The 15,654-nt window shown below is 57.9% G+C and carries 8 protein-coding genes; 2 read left to right on the top strand and 6 right to left on the bottom strand.

Annotated elements, in window-relative coordinates; translation table 11 throughout:
* Nucleotides 1–4 precede the first annotated feature (4 nt).
* The 6 genes from E6W33_RS12395 to E6W33_RS12370 form a co-directional block, all read right to left on the bottom strand.
* The gene (locus E6W33_RS12395) at nucleotides 5–2,539 is read right to left on the bottom strand and encodes a glycosyltransferase family 1 protein (RefSeq protein WP_136417627.1); all 2,535 of its coding nucleotides are present in this window, start codon (nucleotides 2,537–2,539) and stop codon (nucleotides 5–7) included.
* The gene (locus tag E6W33_RS12390; RefSeq protein WP_136417626.1) at nucleotides 2,539–3,774 is read right to left on the bottom strand and encodes a class I SAM-dependent methyltransferase; all 1,236 of its coding nucleotides are present in this window, start codon (nucleotides 3,772–3,774) and stop codon (nucleotides 2,539–2,541) included. Before E6W33_RS12390 ends, E6W33_RS12395 begins: the two co-directional genes overlap by 1 nt.
* 189 nt (nucleotides 3,775–3,963) lie before the next feature.
* Nucleotides 3,964–4,749 (bottom strand): Crp/Fnr family transcriptional regulator, encoded by a 786-nt coding sequence (locus tag E6W33_RS12385; RefSeq protein WP_136417625.1) that lies wholly within the window; start codon nucleotides 4,747–4,749, stop codon nucleotides 3,964–3,966.
* Between the two features lie 52 nt (nucleotides 4,750–4,801).
* Nucleotides 4,802–5,128 (bottom strand): VanZ family protein, encoded by a 327-nt coding sequence (locus E6W33_RS12380; RefSeq protein ID WP_136417624.1) that lies wholly within the window; start codon nucleotides 5,126–5,128, stop codon nucleotides 4,802–4,804.
* A 73-nt stretch (nucleotides 5,129–5,201) separates the two neighbouring features.
* On the bottom strand, nucleotides 5,202–6,452 hold the full coding sequence (locus E6W33_RS12375) for a tetratricopeptide repeat protein (protein ID WP_136417623.1): 1,251 nt from the start codon (nucleotides 6,450–6,452) through the stop codon (nucleotides 5,202–5,204).
* Complete coding sequence (locus E6W33_RS12370) at nucleotides 6,449–8,272, bottom strand: adenylate/guanylate cyclase domain-containing protein (protein WP_136417622.1); 1,824 nt, start codon at nucleotides 8,270–8,272, stop codon at nucleotides 6,449–6,451. Before E6W33_RS12370 ends, E6W33_RS12375 begins: the two co-directional genes overlap by 4 nt.
* A 359-nt stretch (nucleotides 8,273–8,631) precedes the next feature.
* Between E6W33_RS12370 and E6W33_RS12365 the strand changes: the two genes are divergently transcribed.
* A complete protein-coding gene (locus E6W33_RS12365) occupies nucleotides 8,632–9,978 on the top strand; it encodes a FecR family protein (RefSeq protein ID WP_136417621.1) in 1,347 nt (448 codons plus the stop codon).
* 544 nt (nucleotides 9,979–10,522) lie between these two features.
* Entirely contained in the window at nucleotides 10,523–15,505 is a 4,983-nt protein-coding gene (locus tag E6W33_RS12360) for a cadherin domain-containing protein (protein ID WP_136417620.1), read from the top strand.
* Nucleotides 15,506–15,654: the final 149 nt, after the last annotated feature.

Genomic DNA, 15,654 nt, shown 5'->3' with positions numbered 1-15,654 from the left:
CGGCCTAACGAGGTACATCCGGCGGCAAGATTCTGGCGAGCAGTTGATTTGCACTTTGCCGCCAAGTCAGCCAGGGCATATTGTTGGATTGTGGCGAAATCCCCTTGGCATGCAAGTTCAGCCATGCGCCGATCGCATCGGCCAACGCGTTTGCATCCAGTCCATTGAAATAAAATGCATGCTCACCCGCCACTTCGCGAAAGACCGGGATGTCGCGCGCAAGAATCGGTAACTGATGCTGAGCGGCCTCGATGAGTGGAAGACCAAAACCTTCCCCTTCGCTTGCGGCGACCAGGCAAGTGCTGGCAGCGTAGACCTGCTCCAGGTATTCGTCGCTGATACCTTCCAGCCAGAACAGGCGCCGGTTCAATTCCGGGTGACTGCGCAACCTGCTGACAAGCGAATCCACCAGCCAGCCGTTCTTACCCACAATAACCAGGTTCGAATTCACGCCGCGTGACCACAGCACCTCGAATGCGGCCAGGGTCTGCGCATGTCCTTTGCGTGGCTCGAGCGTGCCGACCATCACGAAGCTTGGCGCAGCGCTCAGTGCGTGCAGCACATTGGCCGCGTTTTCCGGTATTCCCTGGCTCGGCACACTGTTTTCAACGTCCGCCCCGAGATGAAAACTGCTTACGGCAGGCAGTTCCGGGCGCGGCGGCCGATGGTCGTGCAGCCACTGGCGCACGTCGTCGGCGACGGCCTCTGAAATACAGACCAGTCCCGAGGCAACCTGCGCAATACTTCTTAGCCATTCCTCAAAAACGGCGGACGTGCCGGGGTGCCACCAGTCCGGTCGCTGCACCAGCAGAATGTCGTAGACGACGAAGTACAAATGCACGCCGAGGCTTCGCAACTGCAAATGCAGCGGATGCAATGCGCGCGTGAAGTGTGCATGCAGGTCGAGGCCGAGGTAAATGTCATCCTGGTTGAATTCCGCGACCTCGTCGACCTCTTCATTCGCTGGGCGGCCAAGGAACCGCGCTGTGAATGCGCGTGCGTGACGGTATCTGCTGCCGTCAAAATAGATCGGGCGCACGACATAGCCCGCCGGCGCGTTTTTCAGCAGCTCCAGCAAAATGCTGCGCACCACGCGTTGAATGCCGGACTTTGCATCTCGCTCGACCAACTCCGAAATGTCGAGCAGTAACTGCCTTGGTGCGCTGCCGGCAGTGTTAAATGCAATCGCATCGGCTGCTGCGGCGAGGTCCTGATCCTGGGGCGGTTCCGTGCTGTCGATCCGCGCGATCGCCGCGAGAATGGATGCAAGGTCCTCATCCTCGCCTGCATTGGCGCTCGCATTTCGCTGTGCCACGAGAGCCGGTTGCCAGGCGGCGAAGGCGGCGAGCGCACGCTGGGCACTCGCATCCCAGGAGAACTTTTCGGCTTGCTGCAAGCCATGCGTCCGCAAACGCAGACGCATCGCTTCATCAGTCAGAACCTGCTGCATCTTGTCGGCAATAGAGCGAGGGAAGGCGGGATCGAACATTGCCTCCTCCCATCCGATCACCTCGGGGATGCTGGTACTGTTGGAACCGATGGTCGGTGCGCCGCATGCCATCGCCTCGAGGACCGGCAGCCCGAAGCCTTCATATTTGGACGGGAATACAAACAGGGTCGCGAGATTGTAGAGCCCGACGAGATCGTCATCGGACACATACCCCGTTAGGACGAGTTCATCCTCACTCAAGCCTGCCTGTTCGAGCAAGCCTGTCAGTCTGGCTCGATCACCATCGCTGATCTTGCTTGCAATGACCAGCTGATGGTCGGCGCGGATATCTCGCGGAAGCAATGCATAGGCCTGGATCAAGGTATCGAAATTCTTGCGCGGATCGAAACCACCGGGCGCATACATGACCGGCTTGCGCTTGATGCCATAGCGTGAACGCAGCGCAGCCGCCGCTTGCCCACTGTAGTTCCGTGTCGTGAAGCGCGGATCGATGGCTGCCGAGATGCTCACTACGCTCTCTGGCCTGAGACCCAATGCATCGATGGCATCTTCGCGCGAATAATCGGAAATCGCGAGCAGCAAGCCGGCGTGTTTGAGCGACTCGACCTTGCGCTCGTAGTATTGCCGGTGAGCTGGCGTGGGCAGATAGGTCTCCGGACTGCGGAACGGGATAAGGTCGTACAGGATTACCGCCGTATTCGTGCCGTCCGAAAACGCCTCCACCGAGGTCACTGCATTATCGAAGAGCCCCTCGAAGAGGCTGGTAATCAGAACGACGTCGGGTCGCAATTGCTGAATGAAATGCTCGCGGATCTTCTCCGCGGCGCGGACACGCCAGGCATTGGCGGGATCGATCTCCGACGTGGGTGTCGGCGTCTTGAAAATCCGGATGCGCTCACTCGGCACAAAGCCGAGAAATTCGTGCCGGATGGCGGAAACGCTTTCTGGAAAGGAGGCGTTCAGCGCCAGCCAGATCTCATGCTCTCCCGCATTACGCGCCAATGCGAGAACAAATGAGGAAATATACCGTCCGATGCCGCGGAAGCGATTCTCCGTCTGGACGCCTTGAAGATCGATGACGATACGCATCAGCTTGTTTCCCGGCCCATGATTTTCCTGAGCTCCGTATATATTTGCGTCGCACGCGGGCCAAGATATTCAGGCTCCCTTTCTGTCTGTGTCACGACCGTCGTATCGCCCGCAGCATACACGATGCCGTGCAGGCGTCGCTTGAGGCCCGGCATTCGGTTAAGTATATCGAGCGCAGCCTGCCGCAGGTGCGGCTGGCGCTGCACTGTTTGTCCAAGCCGGCGCAAGCCAGACTTGATGCGTCGTTTGCTGCCGCTGACAAACCGGCTTGCGCGGACAGCCGTCTTGATCCGGACAAGGCCGCTGACGACAAAGCGTAGCGGCGCTGTGACGCGCCAAGAGCGACTGCTAAACACCGCGTGCACCTGCCCCTCAAGACGCGCCAGACGTTCCTCAAGCTGAGCAATGCGGCCGTATGCTTGCTGGAGATCCTGCGCCTGACGGGCGTCCGTGCGTTCCACCGCGAGTTTGGCTTCCGCTATCCGGTTGTTGATCTGCGAGTCATAACGTTGCGCAAGCGATTCCAGAGACAGGCCATAGTTGAAGCTGAACGCATGATCGAACACCGACAGGGTCTCGCTGCCTGCGTTTTTTTGCGCCACTACCGCATAGTCAGGGCTGACGTCTTTGAGTACGTTGATCAGACGGATGTTCAAACCGCTGCGCAGCTCTGGGCGTTCCTGCAGGCGCATGATGACGTTGCGCTGAAAGCCGGCGTGCTCCACCACGAATTGAAGCAATTCCCAGGGAACAGGACGGGTATGCGAAGGATCCTTGTAAAACTCGTAAGCACCGACCATCAGGTTTTCCGAGTTCGGTGTCTCCAGAATCAGCAAGCCGCCCGGCTTCAGGACGCGCAGTCCTTCCTGCACGAGCAGGCGCACCTCGTTGAAAGGCATATGTTCGACAACATGAAATGCCGATACTAGCGCCTTGCTATTGTCGGGCATTGCGCGCAGGACATCCAGAGCGTCTGCCCGCTGCGCGTTCAATCCACGCGCACGGCATTCGGCCAGCATGCCTTCGTCGAGATCGGCGCCCGTGGCTTCAAACCCGGCTTTTCCCAATAATTCCAGCCATTCTCCGCGACCGCATCCCAGATCGATGGCGTCGGCGGGCTGGTAGAGGGCGGCCAAAGGTTTGAGGAAGGGAATGTAGGCACGCAAACGCGAGAGGATCAATTCGCGTGAACCGCGATGGCGGTCTTCGTAGGCTTTGTAGAACAAATCGTTCATTGGAATTGAGCTTGGGAGAAATTTGCTGCGATGGCAAGCATGTTCTTGCCATTGAGATTCGCGCGGCGCACGCCGCCCCCAATACCGAGCGCTGTTCGTGTCGGAATCCGGGACGCGCTGCGCCGGGGAATTCGTTATTTTTGTGCCAATGAAAAACGCTTGATTATAGCGCAGAGGACTTGCGATGCTTTAGCTTTGCACCAATTTTTGCAAGGCATCAGGGTTGACGATGATCAAGCGATGAGAATCCTTCTTGACGATGCCTTGATTCACCAAGGTCAGGATGGTTCGCGTCACCGTTTCCCGGCTCGTATTGATCATGTTCGCGATGTCCTGATGGGTAGGCAGGTTTTCCACGACCTCCAGGTTGTCGGCTTCTTTTTTCTTTAGCAGTGCCAGGAAGGTGTAAATGCGCTTGGCCGTATTGTGGATGCTGAGCAAAGCGCGGAACTCAGAATCGCGCTGAATCTTCTGCGCCAAGTGGCGCAGCATCAGGTTCGCCACCGATGGCGAATGAGAGAACAGATGCAGAGCGGTTGCGCTCGGGAGGAGGGCGACCAGTACTGACGTCAGCGCAACCACGGAAGCGGAACGTTTGGACCCGTTGATAACGGCAATCTCGCCGAAAAAATCGCCCGGCGTCAAAATTCTCAAGCCGATTGCGCGGCCGTCTTCGGTAATGTCGATTACCTGGAGCTGGCCCGAAAGCAGGAACAGCAGACTATCACCCGTTCCGCCCTTCTGCAGCACGATTTCGCGCCGCGCGTACTGACGGATGCGCAGATCCGCCTTCACTCTCGTCATTTCCTCTTCGGTCAGATTGGCGAGCAGCGGAATCTTGCGAAGGTGAATCTTGATATTGACCTTTTTAGGCTGGAGTTCGTCCTCCGTGCCAGGCAATGTCTCCAGTTCCGCCGCTTCCTGCGCCAAATCGCTCGACTTCAAACCGGGACGCTCCTTTTTTTCCAACGTCATCAGTTCTTGCTCCGAGGCTTCAGTGAATGAGAAAACAAGATACTCAACAAATTCATGTGCCGAACAGAAAATGCGAGAGCAAGCCCGCTGCTACAATGCCGGCAGTATTAGCCGCAAGATCGCGCCAGCAGAATTTTCGTCCCGGCACGAGCTGTTGAAGGCATTCGATTGCCCAGCCCGCCACGAACAGGCCGATCAACCAAGTTGCGAATTCAGTACTGGACTGCGCAATGCGACCGGCCAGCAATGCCATGCCGCCGTATGCCAGGAAATGGAGCAGCTTATCGTTGGGGAGAGTAGGGAGCCAACTTGCGGGAACCAGGCACCCTGCAGAAATCGCGACGGTCCCGACCAAGAAAAATACCAGCTCCCACACCATGCCTAATCCCGAATAATCCTGTCATGCCTTGTCACGGCGCGCATGATTGGTTGCGCCATATCTTGTTTCGGCGCTAGAAGCTTTGCCACCGCCAGCTGACCTGTAATAGGTGGCTATTATATTGAAAAATCGAAATATTCTCGTTATTCCTTACTTCTCGTAGCTCAATAAGAACCTCATGTTGTGGTTTTATCGGGACGGTTATGGCCGCGCGCCACAATTGTGTGTCCTGACGTCGAACCTGGTCAATCAAACCTGGCGAATAGGCAGAATCGTTGAGCCAGCGCTGGCGGCTCCATCCCAGTTCCCCAGTCATGTCGTGAGGCAGGCGAACTTGTGTCTGTACATTGGCGAACCAACCCTGTCGGTCGCCACCGAGCCGTCCGGAACCTCCCTGGTCCGACAAGTAACCAGCACTCGCCTGTGTCAGTGTTTTCCCGGCCTGATAACTCAGGACGCCGCCCGTCTCAATCGTGTTGGAATCGAAATTCACCAGGGTTGAGTACTGAACACGGCTCAAACTTGTCAGGAAGCTAAAGCGAAAGCGTTCGGAGGCAGGAAGTGGCGGCGTCAGACGCGCCTGGACCTGTGCTTGCTTTTGATATAACTGACTTCCCAGTGTCAGGAAACTGAATGAAGCCGTGCCCCTCAGGCCCCAGTTACCGACGCGCCAGGGATGTTCGACGCCAAAACGCAGCGACCTCGTGTTATAGCGAGTGAGCGTGTCGTTTTCACGTGCGCGCAACTGCACGAAACCGACGCTGCCGTTCTGGGTGAGGTCGCGCGCATAATCGGCCGAAAGCAGCGTGTACTGATCGTGTTGCGGCAGGAACTCGGGCGCCAACTGCAAGTCGAGGCGCGATGCTCCACTTCCTATGCTGAAGTTGGGACTGCTTGCGCCTTGGTTGACGTTGCTGTCGATACCTCTCGCAAGCGCCATGGAAAACTGGCTGCGCGGCTGCCAGCCCTTGCATCCTTCGGCTCGATGACGGTTGATCACTTCCTGAATGCCCGGCGGAGGCGAGAAACGCGATTCGATCGCCTCGAACAGGCGCTCGGCCTCGGCCGCATGCCCCAGTTCGCATTGAATGATTGCCAGATCGAGCCATGCCCCTGCATGCTGCGGCTCGAGCTCGATCATGCGTGTCAAGGCATCGCTGGCATCATTCGCGCGGCCTTCACTGATCGAGTGTAATGCATCGAGGTACAAGTCCTGCTGGGCAAGCCGGGTATCCCCGGCCATTGCGGGCGCACAAAATACAGATGCGCAAAACACCAGAACGATGGGGAAAATGCGCAAGGCAATCCAGGCGGTTCGTCTCATGCGACCAGCTCCACCGTGTACAGCATGGTCGGATGCTCTTTCCCCCGCAATAGTTTCTCGCCGAGGAACTTGAAACGGTGGCGCTTGGCCCGGCTGACTGTGCCTTGGCCGACAATGATGTCATGCGGGAATTCGCGTGCCAGTTGCTCCAGCCGCGAGGCGACGTTCACGCTGTCGCCCACGGCGGTGTAGATGCTGCGCGAGGTCGTGCCGAAGTCTCCTGCCATGGCAATTCCGCTTTCGATGCCGATTCGCACGCGCAGAGGCGGTTTGCCCTCCTGTTCGCGGATGGCACTGAAGCGTTGTACTTCCTGCACGATTTCCTGTGCAGCGTCCAGTGCCAGGTCCGCGTGGTCGTCGACGGGCAAGGGGGCTCCCCAAAAAGCAACAAGGCCGTCGCCGGTAAACTTGTCCAATGTCCCATGCTTGTCGAGAACAGGCCGCGTCAGGCAAGCGAGAAAGTCACGCGTCAACTGCGCGGCTTCTTCCATGGAAAGTGATTCGACCTGGCCGGTGTAACCCTGCATATCCGCAATCAGCGTCGTAACGTTCAGGCGCTGCGGCGTCAATGGATCTTTCAGGTCGCGACGAAGGAGTTCGTCCACGACGGCCTTTGCCACATATTGACGGAGTGTTCCGAGCAATTGACGCGATTTTCGCTGTGCGAGCTGCCAGTCCAATGGAACTGCGACCGCCAGCAGGAAGAGATTCGATACCAGCGGTCCGGAAGTCGCAAATCGGGCATCATGTGGCGCAATCCAATAGGCCAATCCGAGCCAAGCGATTGACGCGGTCATCAATAAACCGACGTTTGCTACTGCCGACAGTCGTGGAAATGTGTAGGCAGCGAGCAATGCAACCAGTATCACAAATCCCGTTGCGAGCCATTGCCCGGGCCAGACCGCCGGCGCATGTCCGGCCGATACATCAAGGAACGCAGAGAGCGCTGCCGCATGAACCAGCATGCCCGCAGTGGATGCGCTCAGCGGCGTCGCAACGCGGTCGGTCAACCCAAGCGATGACGAACCGACAATGACCAGCCGTCCATTGATTGCTGTAACAGGCGCTGAACCGTTCAAGATATTGATGGCCGGCACCACTGTATATGCCGACCAATCGCGAGGAAAGGGAACGCGCCGAAAGTCGCCCACCGCTTCAGGCATGCGGATTTCATCCGGGTTTCCACAACAGTCCAGCAAGGCCTTGGACAAGGTCGGATATGCGCGCCCGTCAAAGAGTGTCATCATCGGCAAGCGGCGGATCGTTCCGTCATCGTCCGGGATGAAACCGATATTGCCAACATGACGGGCTTCCGCCAGTCCTGCGTGATTGCCGATAAAACCGGTCGCAACCGCCATCTTCCCTTCCGCAATTGCGGTGGTTCCCCCGGCAATCTGGCCGACACGTACAGCGGACGAGCGCTGAACGTAGTCGAACGCCTGAGCCAATACGACAGGTCCATGCTGTGCCAGCATTGCCAGTCGCATGTCACCCTCGGCATCGGCTCGTTCCGGAAAAACGAGGTCGAGAGCAACGCCGCGTGCACCGTACTCGCCGATGAGTTTTTCAAGCAGGTCGGCGATGCGATTCCTTGGCCACGGCCAGGGGCCAACCGTCGCCAGGCTGGCCTCGTCGATATCGATGATTGCGATGCGGGATTCCGGAACTGCGGAAGCCTGGGAGCGGACGAAGTGGTCACGCAGCCATTCGTCCGCAAAATAAGAGTGCATCGGCGCGGGGAACCATTCCGACCAGACCGTCAAAAGAACCGCGATCAGCGCGATCATGAAGCGCATTGCGGCAACTGTCGGAAAATTCATGCGGAATTAGTCGCTTGCTTTATCGGAACTGTGACAGGGAACACAGACAGGCACGCCAGGGGGCCGTAGATGCATTAAATTGTAGCCGGGAAGTATAACGCCATGTTTCCTGTAGGACTATCCCATGTTCTTTATAGGCGGCACGCCATAGATTGGGGTGGCGGCCGATCGCCTAATCAAAAGCGCCATATCTTGTTCGCCCGAATTTACCGAGATGTCGATTGCCGAAGGTTCTGGCGGTCGCGGCATTTCCCCAAAGGTATGAAAATACAACGATACGCCTTTCTCGGGGTAAAATGTGATCGCCATCACAGAAAGTAGTGCTTGAAAGCACATAATGGCTCATCAGGAGAAGTCCCATGTTGCGTCGATTAATTGCCACCATTGGTCTGTTATTTGCCTCAAGCCTTGTTCAGGCAGGAGAGGCGGGACATGTCGTTTTTGTCACAGGCCAGGTACAGGTTGATAATCGGCAGGTCTCGCTCGGTGATGCGATTCAGGAAGGGGCGGAATTCGTGACTGGTGCCGACGGCTATATATATATGAAGACCGTCGACAATGGCTTCCTGATTCTGCGCCCGGGCAGTCGCGCTCGTATCGTCACTTACCACGTCGATACGAAGAAGCCGGAGAATACCCGAGTCAAGCTGGAACTGCTCAGTGGTGTCGCACGGACGATTTCCGGCCAGGCTGTCAAGAAAGCGCGTCAAAATTTCCGCTTCAACACCCCGGTCGCCGCCATTGGCGTGCGTGGAACCGATTTCACCGTATTTACCGATCAGCAAACCTCCCGCGTAGCCGTCATTTCAGGCGGTGTTGTGGTGAGCGGTTTTAGTGCTGCATGCGGGCCGGAGGGCGGCGGGCCTTGCGAAGGTGGCAACAGCCGCGAATTATTCGCCGAGCAGACCGGCCAGCTCTTGCAAATTCAGAAAGGGCAGGATGCGCCCCGGCTGTTGCGCAGCAATGGCAATTCGCCCGATCTGGTTGCTCCGCCGCGTAACGACGAGCCGGTAAGCAAGGCCGCCGCTTCTACGCCGCATACGGCAACTGACGTTAGCCTGGAAGCCAAGAAGAGTAGCGACATTCTTGCCGGAAACCAGTTGCCGCCGGCAGAAACGCCGGTTACGGAGCCGCCCACCCCACCGCAGCCACCAATCGTCGAGGGGCCGTCAACGCCTCCAACTGAAAACCCGGTGCCCCGTCCGCCCGAGGTATTGTGGGGAAGGTGGCAGGCTGTCGCCAACCTCACTCCGGATTCCGAGTTCCTGGCCAAGATCAAAGGCGGTGCGTATGCCCAGTACAAGATCATTGGCCCATACATGATCGCCCGGGTGAAAGACACCGAATTTGTGAAGCCGCAGGAAGGGCGTGCTGAATTTGCACTGGGTAGCAGCGAAGCGTTTATCCGCAAGCCCAATCAAACGGCAGTTGCGGCAAGCGTTCAGGATGCGCGCCTGGCCGTTGATTTTGCGACGAGTGCCTTCTCCACCAGCCTCACGGTGGTTGCTCCAGACAGCACGACAGTCAGGGTAAATGCACAGGGCGGGGTGACGGCCGGGGGCGAGCTGATCAGTACGGCCGCAAGCTCGAACGCCAATATTCGTGGGTATCTGGGCGGAGCGGGTGCCAACGAGGCCGGCTATATCTTCAATACGACCAATACGACCGGTCCTGTTGCGTACGGCGGCACCGCCTGGTCACGATAAATCCGACGATCGGCGAAGAAAGCCGCCTGCTTCCGAGAGTTCCCTTCAAGCCTCTTTTGTCTTGGTCGGGGGTGATCTGAAAGCTCCGAGCTTGAGCTGCTTCCACCGGGGTCATGCAATGATGTGACGGGCTGACGGCGGTTGGGGTTGTATTTCATCGGCCGACACTTTTTCCCAACTATTTGAATTAGCTGGGCCTCGCCAGTCGAGACTCGGCTCTTCCTGCGCGCCGTTTTCTGTTCGTCAAGCGTCTGCACTAATCTATTCACCTCATTAAACATGAGGTGCTGCGTTGCAGCATGAGCTCCCAGGCCGTGCCTGCCAATGTGCCCCCAATACCGGATTCAGGACCGAAAACTTTCCGCCTGATATCACCTGCAGAAATACAACAATATTTCTTTCAATGTGACAACCGTCACAACAATGGGGTGGCTGTGTGGCAATATACTCCCAGTTCTGCAAAAAGCACTCAGGCCGTACACAGCGCTGTGTGCCCTGAGTAGCAGACAAACCTGGTTTAAACAATTTCCTTAAGGACCATACCATGGCAATAGCAGCAGATTATTTCCCGCTAGTACAGCAACTGTACGTCGCCTATTTCGGCCGTCCGGCTGATCCCGCTGGCTTGCAGAGCATGGCTGACTCCCTGCTCGCAAACGGCGCGCCGACTGACATCCAGGCGTTCAATGCTTCGTACTCCACCAATGTGGGCGTCAAAACGATTCTTGACAACTTCGGTGGCACCGAGTCCGCAAATCTGTACGGCACTTCGGCTGAAAACTTCGTATTCTCCTTCTACCAAAACGTGCTCGGCCGTCTGCCCGACGCTGCCGGATATTCGTTCTGGGTTGAAAGCATCAACAACGGCACCCTGACCATGGGCAAGGCCGCGATTTCGATGATGGCCGGCGCATTGGCCAACACGACCACGCAAGGCCAACAGGACGCCGCGAAGATCACCAACATGCTGGCCGTCGCTGACGACTTCACCGCTGCCATCACGACCGAAAGCGCGACATATTCGGGCGACGCTGCTGCTCAGGCTGCACGTGACCTGCTGAAGACGATTACCGCGACGACCGACATCAGCACCGTGCAAGACGACATCGTCTCCACGCTGTATGGCATGACGAACCATGCTCCGTCCGTCACGGCTGCTACCCTGTCCATCGCTGAAGGTTCCGCTGCTGATGCTGTAGTTGGCACCGTCACCGGTACCGATCCGGACGGCAATGTCATTGAATTCGCCATTACCTCCGGCAATGACGCTGGCTACTTCGCGATCAACGCCACCACCGGCGCAATCACGCTGACCGCTGCTGGTGCTGCTGCTCTGGACTATGAAACCGCTACCAGCTACACGCTGGGCGTGAAGGCGGCTGATGCGTCCCTCAGCTCCACAGAGCAAACCGTGACGATCAACGTCACCAACGCCAACGACAACACCCCGGTAATTAGCAGCGGCGCAACCGCCACGGTCGCTGAGAACGCCGATGTTGCTACCGTTGTCTACCAGGCAGCTGCAAGTGATGCAGATGGCAATACAGTGACTTACAGTCTCACTGGCGCCGACTCTGCTCTGCTCGATATCAATACTGCGACCGGCGCAGTGACCTTGAAGGCGTCGGCTGACTTTGAAACCAAGGCTTCCTACAGCTTCAACGTTGTTGCCAGCGATGGTGCTACGTCAAGCAGCCAGGCGGTCACCCTGACAGTCACCAACGCGAATGATGCGCCGGTTGTGACCAGTGCAGCAACCGCAACTGTGGCTGAAAATGCTGATGTTGCTACCGTTGTCTACCAAGCCACAGCAACCGATGCTGACGGCAACACGGTAACCTACAGCCTGACCGGCGATGACGCAGCCCTGTTCGACATTGATGCGGCGACCGGTGCAGTGACGCTGAAGGCGTCGGCCGACTTCGAAACCAAGGCTTCCTACACCTTTAACGTCGTTGCCAGCGATGGCACCGCTTCGACCAGCCAGGCCGTCACGCTCGACGTTACCAACGTGAATGAAGCGCCTGTTATCACGAGCGCAACAACCGCGACTGTGGTTGAAAACGCTGATGTTGCCACCGTCGTTTACCAGGCAGCGGCAAGCGACGTGGATGGCAATCCGTTGACTTACAGTCTGGCTGGCGCTGATGTAGCCTTCCTGACCGTCGATGCTGCGACCGGTGCAGTTACGCTGAACGCATCTGCAAACTTTGAAGCCAAGGCTTCCTACAGCTTCGACGTCGTCGCTAGCGATGGCACCAACACCGCAACGCAAGCAGTCACGCTGACCGTTACTGATGTCAACGAATCACCGGTTGTGACCGCAGATGCTGTTCAAATCGATGACAACGGTGGCGCAAACACCGGCGATCTGGTGGACATCAACTTCAACGTGGCAGATCCGGAAGCAAACTTCAATGGTGGCACGCTGACCATCGCTGCGACTGGAAATACCTTCGGTGCTGCGAAGCAAGCTCTGACGTTTGACGGCACCAATTTCTATCGCGTCGGCAATGCCATCATCGCTGATTCGGCACTGCTCGGCACCACCACCGACGAAGTTATCGGTACGATCGTTGACACCTATACCGACGTGACTGGCGGCACTGCAGGCACGTTCGATAACGGCGAAGCAAACGGCGCTATCATTACTTTCAACAGCGCACGTGTTACCAACACGCTGATCAACCAGCTGATCGACAACACCAGCCTGGCAGCAGCACAAGGCGCCAGCGATGCCAACGTGACCATTACCGTCGCCGATGCATCTGGTGCAACTGGTTCCGTCACCCGTCTGTTCGACTTGAACGACGCCGCAGCCATTGCCAACCTTGGCGCAACAGATGACCGCGAAGTCGAAGTGGCAAACGTGGGCATCGTCAACATCGATGCAACGGGCAATGCAACTTTCGCATCCAACGGTTCGGCCATCACTGGCGGCACCTTGGTAGTGTCCGGCATCGGTTCCGGCGACACGCTGGGTCTGGTCAACACCACCAACGCAGCAGTTGCCAGCCAAGCTCGCCTCATCGGCACCAGCGTTGCTGTTGCTGACGGCGCCGGCGTGGAAACGATCATCGGTACCGTGTCCGCAGCACCTGCTGCCGGCACTGGCATGACGATCACCTTCAATAGCAGCGCAACTGACGCTCTGGTTCAGACCTTGATCCGTTCGTTGACGGTCGATCTGTCGACTGCAATCGCAGGCCGCGCAGTCAATGTTACCTACACGTCTGGCGACGGCACCGACACGGTCAGCAATGATGTTTCGCTGAGCGTCGTGGGCGACTTCGCAACCAAGACGCTGGCTGCATTGCGTGCTGCAACGACTGGTTCCCCGGTTACTATCAGCCAGAACCACAACATCGAGATTGCTAACGCCGATAACGGCCAAACTGCTGATTTGGCGCAAATGGTCGCGGACGGCAAGATCATCGTTACCGGCTCCAACTTGATCCGGATAACCATCGCTGGTACTGAAACGGCCGACATCAAGGGCGTAACGGGCTTCAGCGCACTGGGCAGCTACAGCTTCACCGATGTTTCCGGCACCCTGACCCTGGATGCAGATACCATCTCTGGCCATTCTGCAACGGTTACCGGCACGCTGCATGTCGCTAACCTGATCGACACGCTGAACGCTGATCTGTCTGGCGTGAGCGGTTCGGGCACGATCGATGGCACGCTGGTTACCACCGGTGCAACGAATGACGTCACCTTCACCGGTAACTTCGGCGATGTTGCCGTAACGGTAAGCGGTGGCGGCGACCTCACCATGTCGGCTGCAGTAGCTAACGGCGCATCGGTAGATAACAGCGCAGCAAACGTTATCGTCACCGGTCTGAACGGCGCGGCTGCATATGACATCAGTGGCGTAACTGCTTCGGGCGGTTCAGTTGTGGTCGCATTTGCTGCGGACACGACCTTGGACGCAGGCACCGACCTCGGTTCCGCAAACCTGGCGGCGACGATTGCCCAAGACGTGACCGTGACGATGACTGCTGCACAAGCGACTGGTATCGCGACCGCCGGTGGCACGCTGACTGGCGACAACGCTACGGGTGACGGACATCACGGCGGTTCGATCGTTGTGACCGGTCTGACGGCAGCAGCCGACCTCTCCGCGTTGACGGCTGGTACCCATGCAGGTGGTGCAACCAACTACACGGATGGTACTGTGACCACGACCGTGGCAAGCAACCTGACCTTCACGGGCGACCTCGGCACGGCAGTTGTGACCGTTGCTTCCGGTGCTACCCTGACCGGTGCTGCTGCAGTATTGACTGGCGAAACCATCTCGGGCGCTGGCAATGTCGCAGTGACCGCGCTGAACGCAACGGCTGGCGCTGATCTGAGCACGATTACTGTCACGGGCACGAAGACGGCGAACGTCGCCGGTAACGTCACCTTCACTGGTAACCTGGGCAGCTTCACGACCAGCGTCGACGTTGGTGCAACGCTGACCCTGTCCGCAGCCAAGGCAACTGGCCATACCATCGGTGGTGACAACACCACGGCTGGCGGTCAAACCGGTGGTACGGTTGTTGTAACCGGTCTGGATGGTGCAGCAGCTTACGACCTTACCCATATCACTGCCGGTAACAACACCGCCGGCGGTACTGCGGGTAGTCTGACGGCACAAGTTGCGGCCGACGCTACGCTGAACGCCGGTACGAATCTCGGCAGCTTTGGTGTCACCGTTGCTGATACGAAGACCCTGACCCTGTCCGCAGCGCAAGCTACGGATCATACGATCACGGCTAACGGTACGACGAACGGCGGCGTGACGGTCAATGTTGGGGATTCCGGAACGTATGACTTCAGCGGCATCACCGAATCGGCCGCTAACGCGACCCTGAAGTTGCATGCAACGGGCAGCATCTCGCTCGCATCGATGGATCTGGGCACGCTCGACACGATCGCTGCAGGTACGGCTGGTACTGATGCGTTCACCGTGACGCTGACGGCCGCGCAAGCTGATGGCCTGACGCTGAGTGAGAACGGCACCAACTCGCACTTTGCAGTGACTGCAGTGACCAACGCCGGTGCAGGTCTGACCATCACTGGTAGCGGCAACGGCGACAGCCTGTACGACGGCGAAGATGCCGACACCATCGACGGTGGTGCTGGTAACGACACGATCGTAGCGGCTGCAGGCGGTGACAACATCACTGGCGGTGCAGGTCTGGATACCATGACCGGTGGCGCAGGCGATGATCACTTCATCTTCGCTGATGGTGATTCGGGTGTCGGTTCGGCAGCTCGCGACGTGATTAATGACTTCACCGATGGCGGTATCGCTGGTGGTGACGTGATCGACCTGAGTGGCCTGACTTGGGCTGGCGTACAAGAGTTTATCGGTACCGCTAGCTTCGACCAAACGGGCATTGGTAATGGTCAAGTTCGTTACACGGTCACGGGCGGCAATGCAATCGTCGAAATCGATGCAGATAACGACGGTGCAGCCGACATGCAGATCATGCTGATCGGTGTCGACAGCCTGACCGGTTCCGACTTCCTGCTGTAATACCAACAGGCGTCAGCACCTGCTGAAAAGCTTTCCTGCCGCCGCCAGAGCAATCTGGCGGCGGCAAGGCAAGCCGAACAAATTGAACCCCACTGCTCACAAGGCGGTGGGGTTTTTACTTGGTGGTCGGTGCCAGCGGTACTGAAATC

The organism is Herbaspirillum sp. ST 5-3, assembly GCF_004804275.1.
Lineage (GTDB): Bacteria > Pseudomonadota > Gammaproteobacteria > Burkholderiales > Burkholderiaceae_D > Noviherbaspirillum.
Note: the sequence above shows the minus strand (reverse complement) of the source record. Positions and strands in the feature narration are given on the sequence as shown.

Bases quoted from the DNA above. Each gene is read 5' to 3' on its own strand.
- E6W33_RS12395 (WP_136417627.1), bottom strand. From the start codon at position 2,539: ATGCGTATCGTCATCGATCTTCAAGGCGTCCAGACGGAGAATCGCTTC.
- E6W33_RS12390 (WP_136417626.1), bottom strand. From the start codon at position 3,774: ATGAACGATTTGTTCTACAAAGCCTACGAAGACCGCCATCGCGGTTCA.
- E6W33_RS12385 (WP_136417625.1), bottom strand. From the start codon at position 4,749: ATGACGTTGGAAAAAAAGGAGCGTCCCGGTTTGAAGTCGAGCGATTTG.
- E6W33_RS12380 (WP_136417624.1), bottom strand. From the start codon at position 5,128: ATGGTGTGGGAGCTGGTATTTTTCTTGGTCGGGACCGTCGCGATTTCT.
- E6W33_RS12375 (WP_136417623.1), bottom strand. From the start codon at position 6,452: ATGAGACGAACCGCCTGGATTGCCTTGCGCATTTTCCCCATCGTTCTG.
- E6W33_RS12370 (WP_136417622.1), bottom strand. From the start codon at position 8,272: ATGAATTTTCCGACAGTTGCCGCAATGCGCTTCATGATCGCGCTGATC.
- E6W33_RS12365 (WP_136417621.1), top strand. From the start codon at position 8,632: ATGTTGCGTCGATTAATTGCCACCATTGGTCTGTTATTTGCCTCAAGC.
- E6W33_RS12360 (WP_136417620.1), top strand. From the start codon at position 10,523: ATGGCAATAGCAGCAGATTATTTCCCGCTAGTACAGCAACTGTACGTC.